Genomic DNA, 23,260 nt, shown 5'->3' with positions numbered 1-23,260 from the left:
GCCACTATCTGTGTGCAAGGAAAAATGATGCAAAGCACAATTGCTCTTGAACGGCGCGATGCCGAAGGCGCGCCTGGTGCTGCCCGTCGCGCCGAAAAGATCGCCGACGACAAGGCGATGCTACGCGTCGCGGCCGAGATGGCGCGCGATCTCGCCGCGCATCGGCCGGGCGTCTATTGGGCCGATCTGCTCGCCTCGGTGATCGTCGGCTATGGCGCGCTGGCGTTGACGATCGTCTCGCAGAACCTGGCGGTTGAGCTGGCCGCCGGCCTGGTCGCGGCGCTCGCTTTGTATCGCGCGGTGAGCTTCATCCACGAGATTTCGCACATGAAGCCGGGCAATGTCCCGGGCTTCCGTATCGGCTGGAACCTTCTCGTCGGTATCCCGCTGATGGTGCCCTCGTTCATGTACGAGGACGTCCATGTCCATCACCATGCCCGGACGAAATACGGCACGATCGAGGACCCCGAATATCTCCCGCTCGCGCTGATGAAGCCCTGGACGCTGCCGATGTTCGTGCTCGTCGCGGTGCTCGCCCCGATCGGCCTGCTGATCCGCTATGGCGTGCTGACGCCGCTCTCGCTGGTCATCCCGCCGCTGCGCAAGGCAGTGATCGAGCGCTATTCGGGCCTCGTCATCAACCCCGCCTACCGCCGCCGTATGCCCGAGGGGCGTTTCCGCACCGAATGGCTGGCGATGGAGGCGGGCGCGAGCCTCTGGGCGATCACGCTGATCGCGCTGCTCGCGACCGGCACGATCCCGCTCAAGGCGTTCCTGATCTTCCTCGGCGTGGTCTCGGTCACCACCGTGATCAACCAGATCCGCACCCTTGTCGCGCATCTCTGGGAGAATGAAGGCGAGCCGATGACGGTGACCGCGCAATATCTCGACAGCGTCAACGTGCCCCCGCCTGCGCTGCTGCCCGCGCTCTGGGCGCCGGTGGGGCTGCGCTACCATGCGCTGCATCACCTGCTGCCGAGCGTGCCGTACCACAATCTCGGCGCCGCGCACCGCAAGCTGATCGCCACGCTCGATGCGGACTCGCCCTATCACAAGGGCAATTACACGGGGCTGCCGGGCTTGGTCGGCCGCCTTGCGCGGAGCACGATGTTGCCGCGCTGAGCATTGCCCGCGTGCCGGGCGCGTGATATAATGTCACATGCGTTTGCGTCTTGCCGTTTTGCTGCTCGCCGGTTGCTCCGGGGGCTGTTCGCAGCCGACCGCCGAGCAGAACGCCATCGCCGCCGATATCGAGGCGCGCGTAGTGCTGCCCAAGGGCGCGGGCAATCTCAAATGCTATGAGCGCTACTACGCCTTCGCGGGCGACGCCGACCAGAAGCGTCTGCTGAACTTCAATCTGCCCGGCAAGCGCGTGGTGTTCGGCAGCTATGTCGTTGGCAAGAAGCCTGGCGTGCACTGGGTCGCCAGCATCGACGATTTCCCGGATCTGCAGGACGCCGGATGCGACAAGCTCAACGTCTTCTACATTGAAGGGGACAAGACTCTGCCCATCGAGGCGAGCTGCTCGTTCACCTTCGCCGGGACCATCGATAATGCCGTGGAACCAGCCGTCACTTGCTGAGCAGGACCGCTACTCCTCGGTCCGGATCAGCACCGCCTCGCCGATCGCGAGGAACAGCAGGAACGGCCCCCCCGCGGCGAGCCAGGGCGGGTAGGCGCCCAGATTGCCCATCGCCAGCGCGAAATTGTCCGCGACGAAATAGAGGAAGCCCAGGGCCATCCCGATCACCGCGCGGATGAAGAGCTTGCCCGATCGCGCCAGCCCGAATGCCGCGACCGATCCGAGCAGGGGCATCAGGATGGAGGAGAGCGGCGCCGCCAGCTTGTGCCACAGCGACCCCTCGAGCGCCTTGGTCGGCCGGCCCGCCTCCTTCAGATCGTCGATCGCCTGCGCCAGCGCGAAGAAATCGAGCCCATCGGCATCGACCTTGGCCAGGGTGAACTGATCGGGCCGCACCCCGTCGCCGATATGCGCGGTGCCCAGATCGACCTGCTTGCCGCTCGCCACGTCGAAGCGCCGCGCGCCCGTCACCCGCCAGCCCTGGCCCTCGCGCGTTCCGCGCACGCCGGTGACGATCGAGACGAGCCGCTGCTGATTGTCGCGCTCGTGCACGGTCACGCCGTCGAGCACCGCGGCATTGCCGCGCCCGCTGATCAGTTCGACCTCGATCAGATTGTCGCCGGTGCGCACCCAGACGTTGCGGCGATTGCCGTTATCGGTGGGGACGTGGCGGTATTCGGCCTTCTTCCATGCGTCGAGCGACGCGGTCGCGCGCGCGACGATCCGCTCGTTGAAGGTGAACGAGATCGCCGCGACCGCGAACCCGGCCACAACCAAGGGCGCGAGCACCTGGTGCGCCGACAGTCCCGACGCCTTGAGCGAGATCACCTCGCTGTTCTGGTTGAGCTGCGAAAGGGTGATGATCGTCCCCATCAGCACCGAAAAGGGCAGGAAGGTCTGCACGATCTGCGGCAGCCGCAGCCCGACATATTGCCATATCTCGGCATCGCCGTTGCCCGGAATCGCCAGGATCTTGCCCGATTCGCTGAGCAGGTCAAGCGACTGGAGCACGACCATGAAGGTCGCGAGCACCGCGAAGGTGCGGATGATGAACATCTTGCCCATGTAGAGCGAGATCGTCCGGGACGGGAAGAATGCCAGCAGGTTCATGCCACGTCCTCGGCGCGCTTGCGCTTGAGCCCGGGGATGAGGCTCGCCACGGCCTTGACCGCCTTCGAGAACCATTTCTCCAGCGCCCCGATCGGCTGCCCGCCGGGGACATTGGCGACCTGATGGTACATCCAGAAGACGAGCCCCGCGAAGATCGCGAAGGGCACCCACATCGCGATGATCGGATCGATCTTGCCGAGGCTGCCAATCGATTGGCCGTACTCGTTGATCTTGTGATAGGTCACGATCATCACGATCGACAGGAATACGCCCAGCGCCGAGGTCGATCGCTTCGGCGGAATCCCCAGCGCCGCCGCGAGGAGGGGCAGCAGGAACATCGAGGCGATCTCGACGATGCGGTAATGGAACGCCGCGCGGCTGGTGATGCGCAATTCGGGCTTCTGCGCGCGGTCTCCCCCTATTCGGGCGAGTTCGGGCAGGGTCAGCTCGAGGTTGCGGCCTCCCCGAACCCGGAACGGCTCATATTTGGGTAGCGGAATCGGCAGGTTATGCGTGCTGAAGGTCAGCACCCGGGGAACGGGCGAATCCTTGCTCTTCTGGATCAGCGTGCCGTTGGTCAGCTGGAAGATGATCTCGTCGGGATTGTCGGTGCGCAGGAAGGTGCCGCGCTGCGCCGAGACCGAATACCAGCCGTCCTTGGTCGTCATATGGACGAAGATGCCGGAGAGCTCGCGCCCGCTGTTTCGGCTGTCCTCGATGCGCAGCGTCATGCGGTCGCCGAAATTGGTGAACTCGCCGACCTTGATCGAGGCGCCGAGCGCGCCGGTGCGCAGCTCGAAGCGCAATTGCTCGTAATTGTAGCGCGCCCAGGGCTGGAGGAAGCCGACAATGGCGAGGTTCAGCAGCGCCAGCGCGACGGCGTACATGAAGGGCACGCGCAGGAGCCTTGTGTAGCTCAGGCCGACGGCGCGCAGCACGTCGAGTTCGGACGAGGTGGCGAGGCGGCGGAAGGCGAGCAGGATGCCGAGCATCAGCCCGATCGGAATGCCCAGCCCCAGATATTCGGGGAGCAGGTTGGCGAGCATCCGCCACACCGCGCTGATCGGCCCGCCCTCGGTCGCGACGAACTCGAACAGGCGCAGCATGCGGTCGAGCACCAGCAGCATCGCCGAGATCACCAGGGTGGAGATCAGCGGCACCGCGATCAGCCGCGCCATATAGCGATCGATCGAATTCATGGCGCGCGCGCGGTGACCTTTATCATTCTTGCCGGCGGCGACCTGCCGCGGAGGGTAAGCGCAGCCGCTATACCGGTGGTTCCCGACTCCGTCACCGGCAAAGTTGCGGTCTGCATACGCTCAGCGACCGAGTCCGCATGTTCCCCGGCGAAGACCCGGGCCCAGTATCGGTGAACTCGCCCAAGGAGCGAGATCCGGGGAGCTTTCCCAACTGGGCCCCGGCCTTCGCCGAGGAACACCGGGCATGGAACCCGCTTCCTGGAACGCCAAGGTTTCCAATCGAACCAATTCCGTCATCCCGGCGAAAGCCGGGACCCAGGGCCAAGCAGCGCGTCGCCCGTGGCTCTGGGTCCCGGCTTTCGCCGGGATGACGATTCAACTTCAAACTGTCCTGCCCTGGAGGCGAAATTGACCTCAGGCGCGCGCGCCCTCCACCGCCTTTGCCAGCGCCGCCATGGTGAAGGGCTTGCGTAGCACCGGATAGCCGCCGAGCGCGTTCGCATCGGCCTCGCCGGCAAAGCCGGTCACGAACAGCACGCCGACCCCATCGAGCCGATGCGCGAGCGCGGTGATCATCTCGGGGCCGGTCTGGCCGGGCATGAGCACGTCGGAGACGATCAGGTCGAGCGCCTCGAGCCCGTCGATCAGCGCGGGGGCGGCGAGGGGATCGTCGCACGCCACCGGACGATGCCCCAGCTCGGTCAGCGCGCCGACGGTGGCGTTGAGCACGCGCGGGTCATCCTCGACCACGAGGATGTCGAGCGCGCGGACGGGCGCGTCCCCGGCGGGCGCCTCCGCATCGGTCACGGCCTCCGCCTCGCCGATATGGCGCGGCAGGAAAAGGGTGACGGTGGTGCCTTCGCCGACGACCGTGTCGATCGCGATCTCGCCGCCCGATTGGCGGACGAAGCCGAACAGCTGCGACAGCCCCAGCCCGGTACCCTTGCCGACCGGCTTGGTGGTGAAGAAGGGCTCGAACACGCGCTCGAGCACCTCGGGCGCCATGCCGCACCCGGTATCGCCCACCGCGATGCTGACATAGTCGCCCGCCGCGCACTCGCCGATCTCATTTGCGGCGAGCGCCCTGCCGCCTGTCGCGAAGCTCAGCGTGCCCCGCGCGTTCATCGCGTCGCGCGCGTTCACCGCGAGGTTGAGCAGCGCATTCTCCAGCTGGTGCCGGTCGGCCCAGATCACCCAGCCGAGCCCGTCGTCGCGCGTCTCCACCGTCACCGCGCCGCCCAGGGTGCGGTCGAGCAGGTTCGCCATCCCCTCGATCACCGCATGCGCCTCGATCGCGCTGGGCAGCAGCGCCTCTTCGCGCGAGAATGCGAGCAGCCGCCGGGTGAGCGCCGCGGCGCGGTTGGCGCCCTCCATCGCATTCTCGATATGCTTCTGCGCATCGGCGCCGCCGGTGTGGAGCCGCCGCTTGGCGAGTTCGAGTCCGCCAAGCACGACGGCCAGCATATTATTGAAATCATGCGCGATCCCGCCGGTGAGCTGGCCCACGGCGTCCATCTTCTGCGCCTGGCGGAGCTGTGCCTGGGCGGCCTCGCGCTCGCGCATCTCGGCGCGAAGCTGGGCGGTGGCGGCATCGACCGCCTCGGCCAGTTCGGCGGCGCGCAGCCGCTCGGCATCGGCATCGGCGTCCGCCAGCGCCTGCCCGCCGATCGCCTGCACGGTCATGTAGCCGAGCATCACCGCGCCGATCACCACGATCAGGCCGAAGATGCCGAGCACCCGCGTCGCGGTGCGCGAGCGGTCGGCGAGCGCCGCGGAGTCGCCCTTGCGTTCGAGCAGCAGCTTGCGCTGGTCGTCGATCACCCGCTGCACCATCGCCTCGGTCTCGGCGCGGGCGGGGGTGGCGCGGACCTGATAATAGCGGCCCAGCGCATCGCGGTCGCGCTTGAACACCGAATAGAGCGCGGTGTCGGTGAGTTCCTTGCCGCGCGCCTCGAACGCGGTCCGGAGCCGCTTGAGCGTCGCCTGCTGGCGCGGATCGCTGCGGGTCAGCGCCTCCAGCCGGGCGAGATGGTTCGCCGCCTCGCCCCATTGGTCGGAGAATTGCTGGCCTAGTTCCTTGTCGTCATTGCCGCTGACGACATAGCGGCCGAGCGACGCCTCCGCCTGCGCCATCGTCCCCGAGAGCAGGCCCGCGCGGATGATCACCTCATAGGTCTTCGCCTGCCGCTCCAGCGCGGCGTCGCGCTCGCGGTCGGTCGAGGTCTGGAGGTTGAGCAGCAGCACCAGCACGCCGACGCCCACCAATGCGAGCACGGCGAGCAGGATCATGCGCCAGTCGCGGTCGCGGACTGGGGCCTCGGGGCCGGGTTCCTCGCTCATGCGTAACGATTAGGCCAGCCGGGCCCCGCTGAGAAGATCAGGCGATCACTCCGACCGCCTTGCCCACGGCACGGAACATCTCTGTGACGCGGATCATCTGCTCGGTCGTATGCTCGGCGCACAGCGAGCAGCGCAGCAGGAAGGTGCCCGCCGGGGTCGCCGGCGGGCGCGCCATGTTGACGTAGAGCCCGGCCTCGAGAAGGCCCTGCCACATCATCACCGCCTGCTCCTGATCGTCGAGGATCACCGCGATGATCGCGCTGTCCGGATTCTCGGTGCCGAGCTTGAAGCCCATCGCCTTGAGCCCGCCATGGAGCTGGCGGGCGTTTTCCCAGAGGTGCGCGCGCTTGTTGTGCGCATGCATCAGCTTGCGGATCGAGGTCGCCGCGGTCGCGACCACGCTGGGCGGCAGGCTGGCGGTGAAGATATAGGGGCGGCAGGCGAGGCGGATCGCCTCGAACTTGGGATGGTTCGACACGCAGAAGCCGCCCACCGTACCGACCGACTTGGAGAAGGTGCCGACGATGAAGTCGACATCGCCCTCGACCCCCTGCGCCTCGTAGACGCCGCGGCCATTGGGGCCGAAAAAGCCCATCGAATGCGCCTCGTCGCTGAGCACCATCGCGCCATGCTTCTTGGCGACCGCGACCATCTGGTCGAGCGGGGCGATATCGCCGAGCATCGAATAGACGCCCTCGAGCACCACCAGCTTGCCCGCCTCGGGCGGCAGGCGGCCGAGGCGCTTGTCGAGATCCTCGACCGAGTTGTGGCGGAAGCGGACGATCTCGGCATAGCCCTGCTTGCAGCCGTCATAGATCGAGGCGTGGCTGTCCGCGTCGAGGATGATGTAATCGCCCTTGCCGGCAAGCGTGGAGATCATCCCGAGATTGGCCATATAGCCGGTCGAAAAGACGATCGCGCCGGTGGTGCCGTAGAATTCCCTCAGCGCCTCCTCGACCTCCATATGGTCGCGGAAGGTGCCGTTGAGCATCCGGCTGCCATTGGTGCCGCTGCCGAACTGATCGAGCGCGTCCTTGCCGGCCTGGATCACGTCCGGATCGAAGGTCATGCCCATATAGTTGTAGGTGCCGAGCAGGATCGTGTCCTTGCCCTTGATCACCGCCTCGGTGGGCGATTTCACCTCGTCCATCACGATCGCGAACGGATCGCGGACACCGCTGTCAAGCAATGCCTGGCGTTCGGCGATCAGCCCGTCGAATTTGGACATCAGGTCGCCGGGCACCGAGTCCTGGCCGGGCACAGGCACGTCGGAAGTCTGGATACTGTCGGTCATTTCAGCCCTTCAGCTTCTCGACCGCATCGATCAGCTGGCCGATATTCTCGATCTCGGCCTGCATGTTCATCGTGATGATGATGTCGAATTCATCCTCGATGGCGGCCACGAAATCCATCACCGTCAGGCTGTCCCATTCGAGATCGCCGGCGAAGGTGGTCGCGTCGGTCAGCGTCACGCCCTTCTTGTTGAAAGGCTGGATCAGGCCGGTGACGGTTTCGGTGATGGCTGCGCGGTCGCTCATGCGGGGTTCCCTTAACGTTGTCCCTCGCCAGTGCCAAGCGAATGCGGCGAGAACGCGCCCGTGGCGGGGCCGTGCTTGGCAGCGGCGGGGCGGCGTGCGACACTCATGGGGCAGGGGAGATGCCATGGCCGAACCGGACCCGCCAAAGCCGCTCACGCAGAATTTCGTCCATGTCGTGCGCACCACCCAGGCGATCCATCTGCAATTGAGCCAGATGGCCGACCAGAAGGCGTCGATCCTGATGGGCGCGACCTTCGTGATCTTCACCATCACGATCGGACAGGCGCATGGGGCGATGCCGCCGCTGCCGCTCGCGATCCTTGGCAGCTTCGCCTTTTTCTCGGCGATTCTGGCGATGCTGGTGGTGATGCCGGTGCTGAGACCGCGCAAGCGGCCGGACGAGGCGCCGCTCAACCTGCTCTTCTTCGGCTCGTTCACCCGGCTGGACGAGGACGAGTTCATCGAGCGGTTGTGCGATAAGCTCACCACCGATCGGGGCGCGCTCGAACTGATGGCGCGCGATCTCTACCAGAACGGACAGGTGCTCAGGCGGAAGAAATACCGCGTGCTCGGCTTGGCCTACCGGGTGTTCCTGGTGGGGCTGGTCGCGAGTTTCGCGGCGTTCCTGTGGGGAATGATCGCATGACCAATCGCGTGAAGCTCATGCTCGCGCTTGCCGCGACGATCACGCTTGGCGCGGCCCAGCAGGAGGCTCCGCCGATCCAGGTCGATTGCACGCCGGGGCCGTATATCGTGTTCTTCGATCCGGACTCCTCGGCGATCAAGAAGGACGCAGCCGAAATCCTCGACATCGCTGTTGAGAACCAGGGCAGTTGCGGTTCGGTCGCAGTGCTTGCGGGCCACGCCGACACCCGCGAGAAGCGTGGCGTTTCCGCTTTGCGGCTCAAAGCGGTGAGCAATTACCTCGCTAGCCGCGGCGTGTTCGTGAATCCGAGGAACATGCTGGATTTCGGTGCCAGAGAACTGCGTGTGAAGACGCCGCCGAACATATCCGAGCGCCAGAACCGGCGGATCGAGCTTACTTATGGGCCGGACAACTATGTTTACCCCCGCAGGAGGCAGACGAAATGATCGCGAGCCGGCCCAATTGCCGCCTCTAAAGCAGCCCCTGCTTGCGATACCACGCCGCCGTCGCGGCGAGCCCATCCTCGGTCTTCACCTGCGGCACCCACAGGTTCGCGGGCGGGCGCTTCGCCCCGTCGACCACCCAGTCCCGGTGGCAGAAATAGGCGACGCGGTCGGGCGTGAGCTTCGCCCGCTTGCCGCGCACCAGCCGGTCGAGATGCGCCCCTGCCATCAGCAGCGGGCGGGGCAGGGCGAACGACGCGATCCGCTTGTTCAGCGCCGCGCCGATCGCGCGGGCGAATTCGGGATGGCTCCAGCCGCCCTCGACCCCGTCATCGACGTCGAGCGTCATCCGGCAGCTGTCGCTCACCGCCAGCGCGAGCAGCAGCCGCGCGAGCTCCCCCACCTCGATCACCGAAATCCGCCCGCCGCGCGGCGACAGCGCCAGGCCCCATTTGGCGAGCTTGAACAGCTCGAGCATCTCCAGATCGCCCGGGCCGAAGATCGCCGGCGGGCGGACGATGCTCCAGTCGAGCGGCGATGCCTCGACCAGCCTGTCGCCCTCGGCCTTGGACCAGCCATAGACCGACAGGTCCGGCTCCCGCGCGGCGAGCGACGAGACATGGACGAAGCGCCTGACCCCCGCGCCCTCGGCGGCGGCGAGCATGTTCGCGGTGCCCTCGATATTGCCGAGCGCGAAGCCCGCGCGGTCGGGCGCGTTCACCACCCCCGCGACATGGATCACCGCATCGGCACCCTCGGCGAGGCGGGCGAGGGCGGGGCGGTCCTGCAGATCGCCTTGCACCCAGCTGATCCCCTCGCGCGCCGCCTGCTCGCGCCGGGTGAGCGCGCGCACCCGATGCCCGGCCTCCAGCGCCAGCGCGATCAGCCGCGACCCGACGAACCCGGTCCCCCCGGTGATGGCGAGGATGCTCACAGCAGCGCCATATGGCTGCGATGCACCAGCGCGGTGCGGGGCGCATAGCCGAGCAGTTCGGCCTGATCCTCGTTGCGGCGGCCGACGATCCGCGCGGCATCGTCGCTCGGATATTCGGCCAGCCCGCGTGCGATCGCCTTGCCGTCGGGCCCCGCGATCACCACCAGGTCGCCGCGCGCGAACGCGCCCTCGACGCGCGTCGCGCCCGCGGCGAGCAGGCTCTTGCCCTGGCCCAGCGCCCGCGCCGCACCGGCATCGACATGGATCGTCCCCCGCGCGGTGAGCCCGCCCGCGAGCCACGCCTTGCGCGCGGGCGCCGACTTCTCGGCGACGAACAGCGTGTGCCGCGCTTCCGCCGACAGCGGATGCTCGATCCGGCCCGAAGCGATCGCGAGATGCGCGCCCGCGGCATTGGCGATCCGCGCCGCCGCGATCTTCGACACCATGCCGCCCGATCCCATCCCCGATCCCGATCCGCGATCGGCCATCGCCTCGATCGCATCGTCGATCCGCTCGACGCGGGGGATGTGCCGCGCGCCCGGCTGGCCGGGGTTGCGGTCGTAGAGCCCATCGACATCGGAAAGGAGGATCACCCCCTGCGCCCCCGCCGCCTGCGCCACCCGCGCGGCGAGCCGGTCATTATCGCCGAAGCGGATCTCCTCGGTCGCGACGCTGTCATTCTCGTTGAGCACGGGCACCACGCCGAGCCCCAGCAGCCGGTCGAGCGTCGCCGCGGCGTTGAGGTAGCGCCGCCGGTCCTCGAGATCGTCGAGCGTCACGAGCATCTGCGCCGCGGTCAGCCCCTGCGCGCCGAGCAGCTCGGCCCAGATGCCCGCGAGCGCGATCTGCCCGGTCGCCGCCGCCGCCTGCGCATCCTCGAGGCTCGCGCGCCCGCCCTTGGCCAGCCCCAGCCGCCGCGCTCCCAGCGCGATCGCGCCCGAGGAAACGACCGCAACCTGCTGCCCCGCGCGTGCGCGTTCGGCGAGATCGGCGACCAGCGTGGTCAACCAGTCGCGCCGCACCTGTCCCTGCGCGTCGACGAGCAGCGCCGAGCCGACCTTGACGATCAGCCGCGGACAGGAGGCGGGGGCGAATTGTTTCACGCGGGCTGCGTTAGCGGGGGAGAAGCCGCGCGCCAATCAGGGTTCGCATTTAGCGAGAGCAATGCGGGCTATGTTCCCGGCATGAGCGCGGCTGGCGTCCGTTGCCCTCGGCGCGGGGCGCGTGCATCCTGCGCTCATCCACGGCGTGGCCCGCCCCATCCAGCGCGGCCGATCGGAAAGGCACGGAAGAATGACCGACGAGACCGCAGCGCTCACCGCTCGCATCGAACGGCTCGAGCATGAGCTCGGACGCCTCCAGGACGAAAGCGCGATCCGCAAGCTCCAATACAGCTACGGCTATTTCATCGATAAATCGCAGTACAATGAATGCGTCGATCTGTTCGCCGACGATGCCGAAGTCTGGTTTCTCGGCGGCATCTACAAGGGAAAGGCGGGGGTGCGGCGACTCTATATCGAGCGATTCCAGACCCAATTCACGCAGGGCCATAACGGCCCGCGCTATGGCTGGCTGCTCGATCATCCCCAGCTCCAGATGGTGATCGACGTCGCTCCCGACCGCAACACGGCCCAGGTCCGCGGCCGCTCGCAGATGCAGGCGGGTCTGCACGAGACCGCCGAGGGCCCGCAGCGCGCCTGGTGGGAAGGCGGAATCTACGAGAATGACTATATCCGGGGCGCCGACGGCATCTGGCGGATCAAGGCGCTGCGTTACTTCCCCTTCTGGCACGGCAGCTTCGCAGAGGGCTGGGCCAAGACCCCGATCGACTTCATCCCGATGGCCTCGACCTTCTATCCCGAAGACCCGCTCGGCCCCGACGCCCCGGTCGAACCGCGCCCGCGCCTGTGGCCGGCGACCGACACCATCCCGTTCCACTATCCCCATCCGGTGACCGGCAGGCCGATCGTGCTCGACAACAGCCGGGCGAGGGAGGGGTTCAAGGACTGAGCGGCGGCTAAGCCCGCTATGCGTTCGCCCCAGCCCGCCACGGGCGAGCGTCTTAGCTGTCGAACCTTTCTCGCCGAAAAGACAGAGCTCGATCACGGGCACTCTCGACGGACTCGCCATCCCAGCTGAATTCCAGAATACGCTGCTCATGGTCTTCGGGGCGGAGGCCACACCGGTCAAAGGATAGGTGCACGATATTTCGTTTGATACGAGCGGACGCCCAGCGAAATTCGAGCCGATCTTCGAGCACGAGGCCCCGAAAAAGCTCCTCGACCGCACGCTCGACCTGCCGTTCGACAGGGCGCCAGCTTTCATCGGCGGCAAAGCGCCGTATCTCGGCATTGTATTGCTCAGGATCGAAGTGGACCCGCCGGCCGCCGTAAAGCCAATCTATGGACGCAGCCGATCGCGCAATCGCCACGCGAACATCATCGCAACCCACGACCCCACAACCGCATCGTCCGATCAGTACCTCGCTGGCGGCCGTATCGGTCAGTTCGGCCACCAATTCAGGCGGATCGAGGCCCAGATGGTCCCGGCCGAGCCAATCCTGATCGTTGAGAAAAGGGCGTGCTTGGTAGTCGTTTGAAGAAGGGCTGGCAGATATCTCAATACGCAGGCGAGCCATGGCTAAACCGGCGACCACTCGATCGCATCCTCGCCATCATCGTCGTCGGTCACGCCCCCGCTCTCGGGCCCGATCGCCTCGAGCAATTTGTCGAGTGCCCAGTCGAGCCCGGTGCCCGCGGCCCCCGAGATCGGGATCACCTCCGCCCCGCTCGCTTCCTCCAGTTCGGCGGAGAGCGCCGCGATCAGCTCGTCGTCGAGCGTGTCGATCTTGTTGAGCGCGACCACCACCTTCTTGCTCGTAAGCCCCGCGCCGTAATTCTCCAGCTCGGCCTGGACGATCCGGTAGCTCTCGGCCACGTCGGGATCGTTCGCATCGACCAGATGGAGCAGCACCTTGCACCGCTCGATATGCCCCAGAAAGCGGTCGCCGATCCCCGCGCCTTCGGCGGCGCCCTCGATCAGGCCGGGGATGTCCGCGATCACGAACTCGCGCTGGCGGTGCCGCACCACGCCCAGCTGCGGCCGCGTGGTGGTGAAGGCATAGGCGCCGACCTTGGCCTGGGCGTTGGTCACCGCGTTGATGAAGGTCGATTTGCCGGCGTTGGGCAGCCCGACCAGCCCCGCATCGGCGAGCAGCTTGAGCCGCAGCCACACGAACATCTCCTCGCCCGGCCAGCCGGTGCCGTGCTGGCGCGGGGCGCGGTTGGTCGAGGTCTTGTAGCTGGCATTGCCGCGCCCGCCATCGCCGCCGCGCAGGAAGACCTTGCGCTCACCCACCTTGGTGAAATCGAGCAGCAGTGTGCGCTCCTCGTCGTCGGCGAGGATCTGCGTCCCCACCGGCACCTTGATCACCAGATCGTCGCCACCCGCGCCGGTGCGGTTCTGCCCCGCGCCGCCATGGCCGCGCTGCGCCCGGAAATGCTGGGTGTAGCGGAAGTCGATCAGTGTATTGAGCCCCGCCACCGCCTCGAAGATGATGTCGCCGCCCTTGCCGCCGTCGCCGCCGTCGGGGCCGCCATATTCGATATATTTCTCGCGCCGGAAGCCCACCGCGCCGGGGCCGCCGGTGCCCGAGCGGACGAAGATCTTGGCCTGATCGAGGAAATGCATGGGCGGGCACTTAAGGGTAGATGAGCGGGAACACCACCCTATCCCCGTTCGTGCTGAGTGGAGACTGAGTAGCCGCGTCAGCGGCGTATCGAAGGCTCGTATCGAAGCACCAAGCCGCCTGTCCTTCGATACGCCATTTCGATGCGCGGCTCCGCCGCTACTCAATGGCTATTTAGGACGAACGGGGTTGAATTGATCTCAAGGCTTCGGCGCCGCGGGTTCCTCGGGCAGTTTGCGCGCGGGGATGGGCTTCGCCGTCACGAAGCAGCGCTCGGGCGTGCATGCCGCCGGCCCCTCGAGCGCGGCCGCCAGCGTCTTCACCACCGCGCATTTGGCCATGCTCGCGTCGATCACCAGCAGGTCGCGGCCGTCGGCCATGTTGGCCCCGATCTCGGCCGCCGCGCGCTCGACCGTCATCAGCCGGCTGTTCCAGAATATCTGCTTGCCCTGGACATGGACCACATGGCGCTCCTGGTCGGCGGGCATGCTCGCGGGCAGCGTGGTGCCCCAGAGCCTGGAGACCGCGCACCCGCCCAGCATCGGCGCGGGGGGCGTGGCGGCAAAGGCCGCGCTGGCCAGAATAAGGGATCCGATCATATCAACTCGCTGTGTTGCGCCCTCCGGGGCGTCATAATCCACCGCATTAGCGCGCGCTACCTGTCTGGGAGCTGGCTATTTGAGGCGCGGATGCAGATGCGCCGTCAGCAGCGAATTGGTCGCCAGCTCGCGCGCCTTTTCGCGGGGCAGGCCGAGCGCCTTGGCCATCGGCGCGCCCAGCAGCGCGTCGCCCAGCGCGATCAGCACCAGCTGGAGCGTCTCCTCCTGCAGCGTGAGCCCCTCATGGTCATGATCCTTGGCGATCATATCGACCAGCCGATGGATCGCATCGAGGATCGGATCGAGCACGTCGTGATTGCCCGTCAGGATCATCCAGCTCGCCAGCGCGCCGGCGCCGCCCTTGTCGAAGGCGTCGAAGGTCAGATCGACCACCTCGCGCGGATTATGGTCGGTCTCGCGCGCGCGGATGATCGCCTCGCCGATCCGCCCGGTGACCTCTTCCGCCAGGCTCGCGACCAGCGCCTTTTGCAGCCCCGCGGCCGATCCGAAATGGTGGAGCAGATTGGCGTGGGTGCGCCCGATCTTGGCAGAGACGGCCTTGAGCGTCACCGCTTGGGGGCCGTCCTCGATCAGCAGCGTCCGCGCGGCTTCGAGCGCGGCATCGCGGGATTCTTCGGGAGAAAGGCGTCGGCGTGGCGTTATTGACATTATTGTAAGTAATTTATATGACCCTGGGGAAACTTGTGGCTTGTGGAGCAATCGCGCCGTGAAAGCAAAAACTCCCGCCGATCTGACCATCACCCCGCGCGACCGCCGCTTCGGGCGCGAGGCGAAGCAGGACCGCTGGTGGTTCGCGGGCGATCCCGTCGCGACCGCTTTTCACAACTCGCTCTCGATCACCTTTCCCAAGGGCGAGGCGATGTTCATCGAGAGCGTGAAGGCCTTCCGCGAGGGCACCCCGCCCAAGCTCGACGCCGAGATACGCGCCTTCGTCCAGCAGGAGGTGATGCACAGCCGCGAGCATGTCGCCTTCAACCGGCGCGTGACCGAGGCGGGCTATGATTTCGCCCCGCTCGAGGCGGTGGTCGACGAGATCCTCGCCATCATCAAGACGCGCCCGCCGATCGTGAACCTCGCCGCGACCATGGCGCTCGAACATTACACCGCGATCCTCGCCTCGGTGATCCTCGGCGACCGCGACTATTTCAAGGGCGTCGACCGCGAACAGGCCGATATGTGGCGCTGGCACGCGATCGAGGAGCTCGAGCACAAGGGCGTCGCCTACGACACCTGGCTCCACGCCACGAAGGACTGGAGCAAGTGGCGCCGCTGGAAGCTCAAATCGCTGATGATGCTCCTGGTGACGGTCAATTTCTGGAAGAAGCGCGTCGCCGGCGCGGCCGAGCTGCTACGGCAGGACGGCATCACCCGCTGGGGCCGCGCGCGCGTCTGGTGGTATCTGATCGCCAGTCCGGGGCTGCTGCGGAAGATCTTCTTCCCCTGGGTCGCCTATTTCCTCCCCGGCTTCCACCCCTGGAACCATGACGACCGTCACCTGATCGGCAAGGCCGAGAGCGACTATCAGGCAGCGGTGCTCGCCGCCGCCTGAGGTTCCGCCGTCCGCGCCACCCGGATCGCTGCGATCAGCGCCCAGACCGCGAAGGGCACGCTCGATCCGAACGCCGCAAGCGCGACCCACTGCGCATTGCCGAGATCGAGCCCCGCAAACCCCGCCGCGTTCGCGCCGATGCTCGCCACCGCCGCGCCCACCGCCCCGCCCGCGCCGCGAACTGCGGCGATCGCGCCCGATCCGCGCGCGGTCTCTGCCTCGGAAAACATCGTCAGCACGCGCCGCCCGAGGAATCCGTAGGACACGCCGAAGCCGCCGCCGAGCAGCAGCCCCGAGACCAGCACCAGCGGGATCGACCCCCCGGCGGTCACAAGCGCCTGCATCGTCACGCCCGCCAGGATCGCGGCGGGCCCGATTACCAGCCAGCGCCGCTGCCAGCGTTCGCCCGCGCCGCTCACCGCGATCGCGAGCAGCGTCCAGCCGACCGCCTCGCTCGCGACGATATAGCCCGCCTCCAGCCCGCTCAGCCCCATCGTCGTGCGCAGCAGGGTGGGGCCGTAGAGCGAGAAGCCGGTCGCGGCGGCGTTGGTCATGAAATAGACCAGATAGCCTGCGCGCAGCGGCGTCGCGGGCGCGCGCACCTGGCTGGGCAGCAGGCCATGGTCGCTGCGCATATCGGCGCGGATCGCAAAGGCCAGCAACGCGAGGCCGCCGATCAGCAGCACCGCCGCGAGCGCGGTGGAATTCACCACCCCCGCCGCCGAGACCGCGGCGATCGCGACCGTCAGCAGCGCGAGCGGCGCGACGGGAACGCGCTGGGCGCTGCTTTCCCCGGCGCGCACCGGGATCAGCCACAGCGCCGCCCCGGCGAACAACGCCGCCTGGCCCGCGAACAGCCAGAAGACCCCGCGCCACGATCCGAGATCGGCGAACAGCCCGCCGATCAGCGGCCCGAGCACGGTCGCGATCCCCCACACGCTGTTGGCGAGCGCGAACAGGCGCGGGAGCTGGGGGGAGGGGAAGCCCGTCGCCATCGCGACATAGACGAGCCCGAGCACCCAGCCGCCCGCCACGCCCTGCAGCACCCGCCCAGCCATGAACCAGACCATGTCGGGCGCCAGCGCCGAGAGCGCGCAGCCCAAAGCGAGCACCACGCCGGCGGCCACCATCGCCATGCGCAGCCCGATCCGCTCAGACAGCCAGCCTGCGCAGGCGCCCGCGACAACGGTGCCGGTCAGGAATGCCGAGGCGGTCCAGCCGAAATATTCATAGCCCGACAGCGACGCGCCGACGCTCGGCAGGATCGTGGTGGTCACCAGTGCATCCGCCGCGATCGTCCAGGTGCCGAGCAGCATCAGCGCGAGCAGCGGCCCGCGCCCCTCGCGCAGCAGGTCGCGCCAGCCATGGGCGGTTGGGGTAGGGGCGGTGGTCAAGTTCGGGTCTCCGATCGCGGGGTCCGCCCGGGGTCATGCAACCTCAAGTAAAGGTGAGGTCAAGCGCCTTTTTCAATCCTCCCCCGCCAGGGGGAGGTGGCGCCGAAGGCGTCGGAGGGGGAGGACACGAAACGGACGTGGCCGCTTACCTCCCCCTCCGTCAGCTTTGCTGACACCTCCCCCTGGCGGGGGAGGATCATGCTAAGCCGCCATTCGCGCGTCCGGGTCGTCGCCTACGCCGCCCGCGCAAAGATCCAGCTCGAACGTCGCGCACGGCGTCGCGTGTCCGCGTGCGCGGGATTCGCGCATCACCACGCGCCCCGTCGGACGGAAGCCGAGCTTGCGCAGCACCTTTCCCGAAGCAGGATTGTCGATGAAATGCCCCGAGACCAGCCGCTTGAGCCGCAGCGTGTCGCGCGCGGTGCGGATCACCGCGGCGCCCGCCTCGGTCGCATAGCCGCGCCCCCAGGCGTCCGGGGTCAGCCAATAGCCGAGCTCGGATTCACCCTCGTCGGTCGCATGGATGCCGATCCCGCCGATCAGGCGCGGCGCCATGCCCTCATGCGCGAACATGAAGAACATCGGCCTCCGGATCTCGGCCGGGCGCATCAGGAACGCCTCGGCATCGCCCAGCGTATAGGGCCAGGGCACCTGCGCGAGCTTCGAGCACACGTCCCAATGTCCGATCGCGCGCGCCACCTGGGGCGCATCCTCGATCCAGCCGGGCCGCAGCGTCAGTCTTTGCGTACGCACGAACATGACCATCTCCTCGGTCTTGCGGTGCCCCGTGACGCATCCCTGTGACGCGTTCGTTTCAACCGCATGTCGAGGGAGCAATAAAAAAGGGAGCCGGGGCGACCCGTCTCCCTTTTGCGTTGGTCCGTTTCCGGACCCGGGTCGCCCTGGTGGGCAACCCGGCTGGCTGCCCGATGTTATTCGGCTGCTTCCGCAATCATATCGACCGAACAGAATTTGCGGCCGAGCTTGCCCTCGCGGAACGACACGCGGCCGTCGGTGAGCGCGAAGAGGGTATGGTCCTTGCCGATGCCCACATTGACGCCCGGGTAGAATCGGGTCCCGCGCTGGCGCACGAGGATGTTGCCCGCGACGACGGCCTGGCCGCCGAACTTCTTCACGCCAAGGCGCTTCGACTCAGAGTCACGACCGTTGCGCGACGAGCCGCCTGCTTTCTTATGTGCCATGCTCGATTACTCCTGACTTACGCTTCGGCGGCCGGGGCTTCAGCCTCGGCAGCGGGAGCGGCGGCCTTCTTCGCCTTGGGCGCGGCCTTCTTCTTCTCTTCCTGGGCACCAATGGCGGTGATCTTCAGGATCGTGTGCTGCTGGCGATGGCCGTTCTTGCGGCGATAGTTATGCCGGCGGCGCTTCTTGAAGACGATGACCTTCTCGCCCTTCGCCTGCGCGATGATCTCGGCGGAGACGGTCAGGCCGTCGGTCGCCTTCAGGTCGCCGCCCTCGCCCGCGAGCAGGACGTCGCCCAGCGTGATCGCCTGGCCGGCCTCGCCGTCGAGCTTCTCGACGACGATCTTGTCTCCTGCGGCAACGCGATACTGCTTGCCGCCCGTGCGCACGATTGCGAACATGGGTCTCTTCTCTAACAAAAGCATGTGCCCGCCGGGGTGGCCCCGGCAGGAGGAAGGGCGCAGCTATGCGAAGGCATGCCCGTTGTCAACCGCTCAGGACGGCAATCGTGCGGGTGGCGCTTCCGCCCGCCGGCCCAGTAACGCACCCATAATATCGGTTTCATGTTCGAAACAATGCAGATACGCCAAGTCGGCGCGCTGCGCGGGGGCAGTCGTCGCATATGGGGGAGAAGATCATGCCAACACCAACGAGCAGCGGCGCAGGCACCAGCACTACCGACAAGGTCGCCAAGGCCGCGCAGGAGACCAGCGGCGTGATGTCCGCGCTGGGGACCGCGGGCAAGGTCTTCGGCGCGTTCAATTCCGCGGTGGCCGCGGTTGGTTCGGTCCAGACGCTGATTGCGCTCTTTTCGGGCACCAAGAGCGACACGCAGCTGATCCTCGATGCGATCGACAAGCTGAGCGACACCGTCACCAAGGGCTTTCAGGACCTGACCAACAAGATCTCCGAGGAGGAGGTCCAGACCGAATGGAATGCCTTCGCCAAGGAGATGCAGGGCTGGGCGACCCGGGCCAAGGCGCGCGGACAGCAATTGAAGACGGTGACCGGCGGGGGTGCCCCCACCGTCACGGTCGGCAGCAAGCAAATCCCGATCAGCCAATGGTGCGAGGGCGACACTGGCGTGCTGGCCGAACTGTCCGGCCTGCTCGAGACGATGGCCTCGACGCTGGATACCGATGTGGTCGGCGCGCCGAGCCCGCTCACGCTGTGGGGCAATCTGTGCCAGGCCCAGCTGACCGCGAAATCGGGAAGCATGACGGGCGAATCGCTCTATTCGGCGCTGTTCAGCTGGTATCAGTCGATGGGAACGCTGATCCAGTCGATCGTCTATGTCCATAACGCGGCGCTCTCGCTCTATCGGACCCAGCCGGGCTATGATCGGAGCATGGTCGATGTCGGCTATGTGCTCGACGATCTCGGCAGCACCGGCACCGCGGGCTCGACCTGGGCGTCGATCGCCGCGGTCTTCGAAAAGCACCGCGCGCCGGCGATCCTCGACGATCGCGGCATCTGCGCGCTGACCGCCTATGATCAGGCGCCGTCCAACCAGTTCATGCTGTCGGTCGAGCGGGATATTGACAATGAATGGGGCCATGCGGTCGGCAAGATGGACGGGGCGATCTTCTTCGCCCGGCCGCTGATCGCGCCGCTCAATTCCTATTTCACCGCGCTCAGCCTCGCCTACCAGTCCTATGGCGGGGGCTTCCCGCTCTGGTACCTTTCCGGCACCGTCGTCACGCTGAACGGCGATGGCAGCCGCACGGTGACGACCAACTATCATGATTATCGCGGCGCGCTGCGCCCGGATATGATCGTCCAGCCGGGCGACGCCTTCATCATGGTGGTGAAGAACGAGTTCGAATTCGGGATGGGCTATGCGCCCGAGCCCGATCTTTCGGGCAAATCGAGCAATTTCTCGTCCGTCGTGACCGGCGTGAAATTCGTCACGATGCCGGGCACCAACCGGCTCGTGCTCGCGCTCCAATATGGCGAGTTGCGCAACGTGGAGCATAGCGGGTGGATCGTCGCCCAGCCCGACGAGAGCTTCCGTCAGCCCGCCGCGGCCGATGTGGGCGGCGGGTACAAGCTCGGGATCGACGTCAACCAGGTCGATCTGGGAGTCGCGGGCACCAATTCGCTGATGCCGTTGACCAACGCGTCGCTGATGGCGATGGGCAACCGGATGTCGCTCGTCACGCGGCATGCCTGGACGGGCTATAACGCCGAGGTGCTGCAACCCCAGTCGCTCAAGCAGTTCTTCAAGATACCGGCCTGAGGCGCGGCAATCCTAGTGCCGGTGCGTGCGCTTCAGCATGTACCGGCCACGGGCATAACCATCGAACAGCCCGCCGATCGCCGGATGATCGACCGGCTCGTCGCTTTCGTCGGTCACCAGATTCTGCTGGCTGACATAGGCGATGTAGCTCGAATCCTCGTTTTCGGCGAGCAGGTGGTAATAGGGCTGGTCCTTGCTCGGGCGGACCTCCTCGGGGATCGCCTCATACCATTCCTCGCTATTGGCGAAGACCGGATCGACATCGAACACCACGCCGCGGAAGTCGAACAGCCGGTGGCGCACCACCTCGCCGATCGCGAAGCGTGCGGTCGCGACCGGGGGCATCGGCACCCCGGGCTCATACGGTTCGGCGGGGAGGGCAGGGCTGGTCATGCCCCTAATCTAAGGATTGCGGAGCGCCGCACAAGGCGGCAGCTGGGGTCCGGTTGTCCCAAAGCAGCGTAGAGGCGCTTGTGCGGCCCAAATCATTGCGCTAGAGGCCCCCGCTCGATCAGCCGGTACCGTCCCAGGACGGGGCAAATGACCTCGCGGAGAGGTGGCAGAGTGGTCGAATGTACCGCACTCGAAATGCGGCGTGCGGGTAACCGTACCGTGGGTTCGAATCCCACCCTCTCCGCCAGGGTCTTTTTTGATCTCACGGCTTATTCGCTTCGCGAACCCCTCCCACGGGGCGGCCTGACCGGCCGGCGGGCTTGCGAACCCCTGCGGGTTCGGACCCTCGCCACGTCCTCGCGGCCGTTGCAGCCCCGATATGAACCGCGGACTTTTGATCTATAGGTAGGTCATGCGGCTCGATATCTGCCTGGTGGTTCCGCCGTTCGCCCAAGTGGAAACACCCTCGCTGGGCCCTGCGATCCTGGCCGCCGCGTGCCGGGAACGCGGGTTCGCCACGCGTGTGCTGCACGCCAATCTGATGCTCGCCGCCCGGGTGGGGCATCCCCATTACAGAGCGGTGGCGAACAGCAATTTTGCCTCGATGCTGGGCGAGCGCCTGTTCGTGCCGCATGCCTATCCGCCCGGCACCGTCCTGGATGAGCCCAACCCCCTGTCCGCGGCGATCCGGGCCGAGCACGACGCCATCGCACCTGTGATCGCCCCGTTTCTCGACGCGGTCTGCGCGCAGATCGTCGCGTTGAACCCGCGCATCCTGGGTATTTCGTCGGTGTACCAGCAGACGCTTGCCGCGTCCGCGATCGCGCTTCGCGTGAAGCGTGCCGCACCCGGGATCCGTATCGTCCTGGGCGGCGCGAATGCAGCCTCGCCGATGGGGGAAGCGCTGGCCGGCATATTGCCCTGGATCGACCATTTCTTTTCGGGCGAGGCCGATATCGCCTTTCCCGACTTCTGCGCGGATCTGCTGCGCGACGGCGCCCCCGATGCGCCGCGCGTCATCCATTGCCCGCCTTTGGCCGACCTGCGCCACAGCCCGGCACCCGACTTCGACGATTATTTCGCCGATCTTCGCGCCGCCCAGGCGGAGGAGCGCCTGCCCGCGGCATTGCCGGACGCGCTCCCGGTCGAGACGTCGCGCGGCTGCTGGTGGGGCGCCAAGAATCATTGCACCTTTTGCGGGCTCAACGGTGCGACCATGGCATTCCGCGAAAAGCCCGCGCCGCGCGCGCTGGAGGAATTCGATGCGCTGGAGGCGCGGTGGGGCGTGGGCCGATATGCGGTTGCCGACAACATCATGCCGCTTCGCTATCTGGACGCGCTGTTGCCCGTGCTGGCCGCGCGCGAACGCCCGCCCGCGCTCTTCTATGAAGTGAAGGCCAATCTCACCGCCGCGCAACTCGCGCTGATGGCCCGCGCGGGAATCGGGGCGATCCAGCCCGGGATCGAATCGCTGTCCACACCGGTGCTGAAGCTGATGCGCAAGGGCGTGTCGGCGCACCAGAATCTGATGCTGCTGCGCGACTGCCGGTCGCTGGGCATCACGGTCGTGTGGAATTATCTCTATGGCTTCCCGGGCGAGCGTCTCGAGCATTACGACGCCGTGGTTCCCTGGATTTCCGCGATCGAGCATCTGCAGCCGCCCGAGGGCTTCAGCCCGTTGCTGATCGACCGTTACAGCCCCTATTTCAACACGCCCGGCGCGTTCGGCATCGCCGCGGTGGAGCCGATCCGCGACTATCGGGGCCTCTATCCGCGTGATGCCCCACTCGATGCCATCGCCTATCATTTTCGCGGCGACTACGCGACGCCGCTGTTCGACGATGCCGAGGCACGCCGGCCGATCGCGCGCGCCATCGGCGAATGGCGGCTCCAATGGATCGTCGGCGCGCCGCCCGAGCTGCGCATCGCCGCGACGGACACGGGCACGGCGGTCCTGGTGGATACCCGCCGCATCGCGCGCGAGCGATATCTGGAGCTTCCCGCCGATTGGGCGCTGGCGCTGCGATTGCTCGAACGGCCTAGAACGCGCGACGCGATCGATACGGTGACCGCCACGGTGCTCGAGGAGCTGCTCGCGCGCGGTTACGTCATCGAGCATGAAGGGAAGCTGCTCAGCGTCGTGACCCGCGAGCTGGCCGATTCCGATCGGGATGACCTCGCCCGGGGGGAGGGAGCGGCCGTATCCGCCGCACCCGAAATGCGCCCTGTGGCCAGCCGTACCGCGGATTCGAAGCCCGCCCTCTCCGCCACTCCCGATATCTTTGATATTACTTGATCTGCACCGGAAACGGCGCGAGAGTTGGCCGGCAACGTCGTGGCAACATTGGCTTTTCCGGACCGGCCAAAACGGACCCTTTGTTCA

General features: G+C 66.8%; 24 protein-coding genes and 1 tRNA gene. 9 read left to right on the top strand and 16 right to left on the bottom strand.

Translation table 11 applies throughout. The annotated features are described in order from the left end of the window. Nucleotides 1–27: 27 nt before the first annotated feature. Both OF829_RS13670 and OF829_RS13665 read left to right on the top strand, forming a co-directional pair. A complete protein-coding gene (locus OF829_RS13670) occupies nucleotides 28–1,122 on the top strand; it encodes a fatty acid desaturase family protein (protein WP_264940870.1) in 1,095 nt (364 codons plus the stop codon). 37 nt (nucleotides 1,123–1,159) lie between these two features. Further along, entirely contained in the window at nucleotides 1,160–1,582 is a 423-nt protein-coding gene (locus tag OF829_RS13665; protein ID WP_264940639.1) for a hypothetical protein, read from the top strand. 9 nt (nucleotides 1,583–1,591) lie between these two features. Here the strand turns inward: OF829_RS13665 and lptG are convergent, their stop codons facing one another. From lptG to OF829_RS13640, 5 genes are all read right to left on the bottom strand, one after another. Continuing rightward, complete coding sequence (gene lptG, locus OF829_RS13660) at nucleotides 1,592–2,692, bottom strand: LPS export ABC transporter permease LptG (protein WP_264940637.1); 1,101 nt, start codon at nucleotides 2,690–2,692, stop codon at nucleotides 1,592–1,594. Then, complete coding sequence (gene lptF, locus OF829_RS13655; protein WP_264940636.1) at nucleotides 2,689–3,891, bottom strand: LPS export ABC transporter permease LptF; 1,203 nt, start codon at nucleotides 3,889–3,891, stop codon at nucleotides 2,689–2,691. Before lptF ends, lptG begins: the two co-directional genes overlap by 4 nt. A 414-nt stretch (nucleotides 3,892–4,305) precedes the next feature. Further along, a complete protein-coding gene (locus tag OF829_RS13650) occupies nucleotides 4,306–6,231 on the bottom strand; it encodes an ATP-binding protein (RefSeq protein ID WP_264940635.1) in 1,926 nt (641 codons plus the stop codon). Nucleotides 6,232–6,268: 37 nt separating this feature from the next. Beyond that, nucleotides 6,269–7,525 carry a serine palmitoyltransferase gene (spt, locus tag OF829_RS13645; RefSeq protein ID WP_264940634.1) on the bottom strand — a complete coding sequence of 419 codons (1,257 nt, stop codon included), beginning with the start codon at nucleotides 7,523–7,525 and terminating at the stop codon, nucleotides 6,269–6,271. Between the two features lies 1 nt (nucleotide 7,526). Next, entirely contained in the window at nucleotides 7,527–7,769 is a 243-nt protein-coding gene (locus OF829_RS13640) for an acyl carrier protein (RefSeq protein WP_264940633.1), read from the bottom strand. Between the two features lie 124 nt (nucleotides 7,770–7,893). On the opposite strand from OF829_RS13640, the gene OF829_RS13635 reads away from it, so the two are divergent. Continuing rightward, nucleotides 7,894–8,415: a Pycsar system effector family protein gene (locus OF829_RS13635; RefSeq protein WP_264940632.1), complete on the top strand. Its 522-nt coding sequence runs from the start codon at nucleotides 7,894–7,896 to the stop codon at nucleotides 8,413–8,415. Beyond that, nucleotides 8,412–8,861 (top strand): OmpA family protein, encoded by a 450-nt coding sequence (locus OF829_RS13630; RefSeq protein WP_264940631.1) that lies wholly within the window; start codon nucleotides 8,412–8,414, stop codon nucleotides 8,859–8,861. Before OF829_RS13635 ends, OF829_RS13630 begins: the two co-directional genes overlap by 4 nt. 25 nt (nucleotides 8,862–8,886) lie before the next feature. On the opposite strand, the gene OF829_RS13625 is transcribed toward OF829_RS13630, so the two are convergent. Both OF829_RS13625 and proB read right to left on the bottom strand, forming a co-directional pair. Then, on the bottom strand, nucleotides 8,887–9,792 hold the full coding sequence (locus OF829_RS13625) for an NAD-dependent epimerase/dehydratase family protein (protein ID WP_264940630.1): 906 nt from the start codon (nucleotides 9,790–9,792) through the stop codon (nucleotides 8,887–8,889). Then, a complete protein-coding gene (gene proB / locus OF829_RS13620) occupies nucleotides 9,789–10,895 on the bottom strand; it encodes a glutamate 5-kinase (protein ID WP_264940629.1) in 1,107 nt (368 codons plus the stop codon). Before proB ends, OF829_RS13625 begins: the two co-directional genes overlap by 4 nt. Nucleotides 10,896–11,085: 190 nt before the next feature. Between proB and OF829_RS13615 the strand changes: the two genes are divergently transcribed. Beyond that, entirely contained in the window at nucleotides 11,086–11,802 is a 717-nt protein-coding gene (locus OF829_RS13615) for a nuclear transport factor 2 family protein (RefSeq protein WP_264940628.1), read from the top strand. 52 nt (nucleotides 11,803–11,854) lie between these two features. Here OF829_RS13615 and OF829_RS13610 read toward each other — a convergent pair whose 3' ends face one another. The 4 genes from OF829_RS13610 to OF829_RS13595 form a co-directional block, all read right to left on the bottom strand. Further along, nucleotides 11,855–12,430: a hypothetical protein gene (locus OF829_RS13610; protein ID WP_264940627.1), complete on the bottom strand. Its 576-nt coding sequence runs from the start codon at nucleotides 12,428–12,430 to the stop codon at nucleotides 11,855–11,857. A gap of 2 nt (nucleotides 12,431–12,432) precedes the next feature. Then, on the bottom strand, nucleotides 12,433–13,482 hold the full coding sequence (gene obgE / locus OF829_RS13605; RefSeq protein WP_264940626.1) for a GTPase ObgE: 1,050 nt from the start codon (nucleotides 13,480–13,482) through the stop codon (nucleotides 12,433–12,435). A gap of 198 nt (nucleotides 13,483–13,680) precedes the next feature. Then, complete coding sequence (locus tag OF829_RS13600; protein WP_264940625.1) at nucleotides 13,681–14,079, bottom strand: hypothetical protein; 399 nt, start codon at nucleotides 14,077–14,079, stop codon at nucleotides 13,681–13,683. Between the two features lie 75 nt (nucleotides 14,080–14,154). Beyond that, nucleotides 14,155–14,748 (bottom strand): TetR/AcrR family transcriptional regulator, encoded by a 594-nt coding sequence (locus OF829_RS13595; RefSeq protein ID WP_264940623.1) that lies wholly within the window; start codon nucleotides 14,746–14,748, stop codon nucleotides 14,155–14,157. Nucleotides 14,749–14,806: 58 nt separating this feature from the next. Between OF829_RS13595 and OF829_RS13590 the strand changes: the two genes are divergently transcribed. Beyond that, complete coding sequence (locus OF829_RS13590) at nucleotides 14,807–15,649, top strand: metal-dependent hydrolase (RefSeq protein ID WP_264940622.1); 843 nt, start codon at nucleotides 14,807–14,809, stop codon at nucleotides 15,647–15,649. On the opposite strand, the gene OF829_RS13585 is transcribed toward OF829_RS13590, so the two are convergent. The 4 genes from OF829_RS13585 to rplU all read right to left on the bottom strand — a co-directional run bounded on the left by OF829_RS13585 (nucleotide 15,622) and on the right by rplU (nucleotide 18,646). After that, a complete protein-coding gene (locus OF829_RS13585; RefSeq protein WP_264940621.1) occupies nucleotides 15,622–17,043 on the bottom strand; it encodes an MFS transporter in 1,422 nt (473 codons plus the stop codon). The two genes, OF829_RS13590 and OF829_RS13585, sit on opposite strands and share 28 nt — an antisense overlap. Before the next feature lie 201 nt (nucleotides 17,044–17,244). Next, nucleotides 17,245–17,802 carry a GNAT family N-acetyltransferase gene (locus tag OF829_RS13580; protein WP_264940620.1) on the bottom strand — a complete coding sequence of 186 codons (558 nt, stop codon included), beginning with the start codon at nucleotides 17,800–17,802 and terminating at the stop codon, nucleotides 17,245–17,247. A gap of 173 nt (nucleotides 17,803–17,975) precedes the next feature. Beyond that, nucleotides 17,976–18,245: a 50S ribosomal protein L27 gene (gene rpmA, locus OF829_RS13575; protein WP_264940619.1), complete on the bottom strand. Its 270-nt coding sequence runs from the start codon at nucleotides 18,243–18,245 to the stop codon at nucleotides 17,976–17,978. A 17-nt stretch (nucleotides 18,246–18,262) separates the two neighbouring features. Beyond that, nucleotides 18,263–18,646, bottom strand: a complete 384-nt coding sequence (gene rplU, locus OF829_RS13570; RefSeq protein WP_264940618.1) for a 50S ribosomal protein L21 — start codon at nucleotides 18,644–18,646, stop codon at nucleotides 18,263–18,265. Nucleotides 18,647–18,882: 236 nt separating this feature from the next. On the opposite strand from rplU, the gene OF829_RS13565 reads away from it, so the two are divergent. After that, entirely contained in the window at nucleotides 18,883–20,484 is a 1,602-nt protein-coding gene (locus OF829_RS13565; protein WP_264940617.1) for a hypothetical protein, read from the top strand. A 12-nt stretch (nucleotides 20,485–20,496) separates the two neighbouring features. Here OF829_RS13565 and hspQ read toward each other — a convergent pair whose 3' ends face one another. Continuing rightward, the gene (hspQ, locus tag OF829_RS13560; RefSeq protein ID WP_264940616.1) at nucleotides 20,497–20,877 is read right to left on the bottom strand and encodes a heat shock protein HspQ; all 381 of its coding nucleotides are present in this window, start codon (nucleotides 20,875–20,877) and stop codon (nucleotides 20,497–20,499) included. A gap of 157 nt (nucleotides 20,878–21,034) precedes the next feature. On the opposite strand from hspQ, the gene OF829_RS13555 reads away from it, so the two are divergent. Further along, nucleotides 21,035–21,124, top strand: a tRNA-Ser gene (locus OF829_RS13555). 165 nt (nucleotides 21,125–21,289) lie between these two features. After that, entirely contained in the window at nucleotides 21,290–23,173 is a 1,884-nt protein-coding gene (locus OF829_RS13550; RefSeq protein WP_264940615.1) for a RiPP maturation radical SAM C-methyltransferase, read from the top strand. Nucleotides 23,174–23,260 lie beyond the last annotated feature (87 nt).

It is taken from the genome of Sphingomonas caeni, from assembly GCF_026013415.1.
Taxonomy (GTDB): domain Bacteria; phylum Pseudomonadota; class Alphaproteobacteria; order Sphingomonadales; family Sphingomonadaceae; genus Sphingomonas; species Sphingomonas caeni.
The sequence above is the reverse complement of the archived record's forward strand: the minus strand, read 5'-3'. Positions and strand labels throughout refer to the sequence as shown.

What these genes read in the sequence shown, in the direction of transcription:
- OF829_RS13640 (WP_264940633.1), bottom strand. Translation starts at nt 7,769, where the DNA reads ATGAGCGACCGCGCAGCCATCACCGAAACCGTCACCGGCCTGATCCAG.
- OF829_RS13635 (WP_264940632.1), top strand. Translation starts at nt 7,894, where the DNA reads ATGGCCGAACCGGACCCGCCAAAGCCGCTCACGCAGAATTTCGTCCAT.
- OF829_RS13610 (WP_264940627.1), bottom strand. Translation starts at nt 12,430, where the DNA reads ATGGCTCGCCTGCGTATTGAGATATCTGCCAGCCCTTCTTCAAACGAC.
- OF829_RS13565 (WP_264940617.1), top strand. Translation starts at nt 18,883, where the DNA reads ATGCCAACACCAACGAGCAGCGGCGCAGGCACCAGCACTACCGACAAG.
- lptF (WP_264940636.1), bottom strand. Translation starts at nt 3,891, where the DNA reads ATGAATTCGATCGATCGCTATATGGCGCGGCTGATCGCGGTGCCGCTG.
- OF829_RS13580 (WP_264940620.1), bottom strand. Translation starts at nt 17,802, where the DNA reads ATGTTCGTGCGTACGCAAAGACTGACGCTGCGGCCCGGCTGGATCGAG.
- OF829_RS13600 (WP_264940625.1), bottom strand. Translation starts at nt 14,079, where the DNA reads ATGATCGGATCCCTTATTCTGGCCAGCGCGGCCTTTGCCGCCACGCCC.
- rpmA (WP_264940619.1), bottom strand. Translation starts at nt 18,245, where the DNA reads ATGGCACATAAGAAAGCAGGCGGCTCGTCGCGCAACGGTCGTGACTCT.
- OF829_RS13550 (WP_264940615.1), top strand. Translation starts at nt 21,290, where the DNA reads ATGCGGCTCGATATCTGCCTGGTGGTTCCGCCGTTCGCCCAAGTGGAA.
- rplU (WP_264940618.1), bottom strand. Translation starts at nt 18,646, where the DNA reads ATGTTCGCAATCGTGCGCACGGGCGGCAAGCAGTATCGCGTTGCCGCA.
- OF829_RS13630 (WP_264940631.1), top strand. Translation starts at nt 8,412, where the DNA reads ATGACCAATCGCGTGAAGCTCATGCTCGCGCTTGCCGCGACGATCACG.
- OF829_RS13595 (WP_264940623.1), bottom strand. Translation starts at nt 14,748, where the DNA reads ATGTCAATAACGCCACGCCGACGCCTTTCTCCCGAAGAATCCCGCGAT.
- hspQ (WP_264940616.1), bottom strand. Translation starts at nt 20,877, where the DNA reads ATGACCAGCCCTGCCCTCCCCGCCGAACCGTATGAGCCCGGGGTGCCG.
- OF829_RS13615 (WP_264940628.1), top strand. Translation starts at nt 11,086, where the DNA reads ATGACCGACGAGACCGCAGCGCTCACCGCTCGCATCGAACGGCTCGAG.
- OF829_RS13650 (WP_264940635.1), bottom strand. Translation starts at nt 6,231, where the DNA reads ATGAGCGAGGAACCCGGCCCCGAGGCCCCAGTCCGCGACCGCGACTGG.
- lptG (WP_264940637.1), bottom strand. Translation starts at nt 2,692, where the DNA reads ATGAACCTGCTGGCATTCTTCCCGTCCCGGACGATCTCGCTCTACATG.
- OF829_RS13670 (WP_264940870.1), top strand. Translation starts at nt 28, where the DNA reads ATGCAAAGCACAATTGCTCTTGAACGGCGCGATGCCGAAGGCGCGCCT.
- obgE (WP_264940626.1), bottom strand. Translation starts at nt 13,482, where the DNA reads ATGCATTTCCTCGATCAGGCCAAGATCTTCGTCCGCTCGGGCACCGGC.
- OF829_RS13665 (WP_264940639.1), top strand. Translation starts at nt 1,160, where the DNA reads ATGCGTTTGCGTCTTGCCGTTTTGCTGCTCGCCGGTTGCTCCGGGGGC.
- spt (WP_264940634.1), bottom strand. Translation starts at nt 7,525, where the DNA reads ATGACCGACAGTATCCAGACTTCCGACGTGCCTGTGCCCGGCCAGGAC.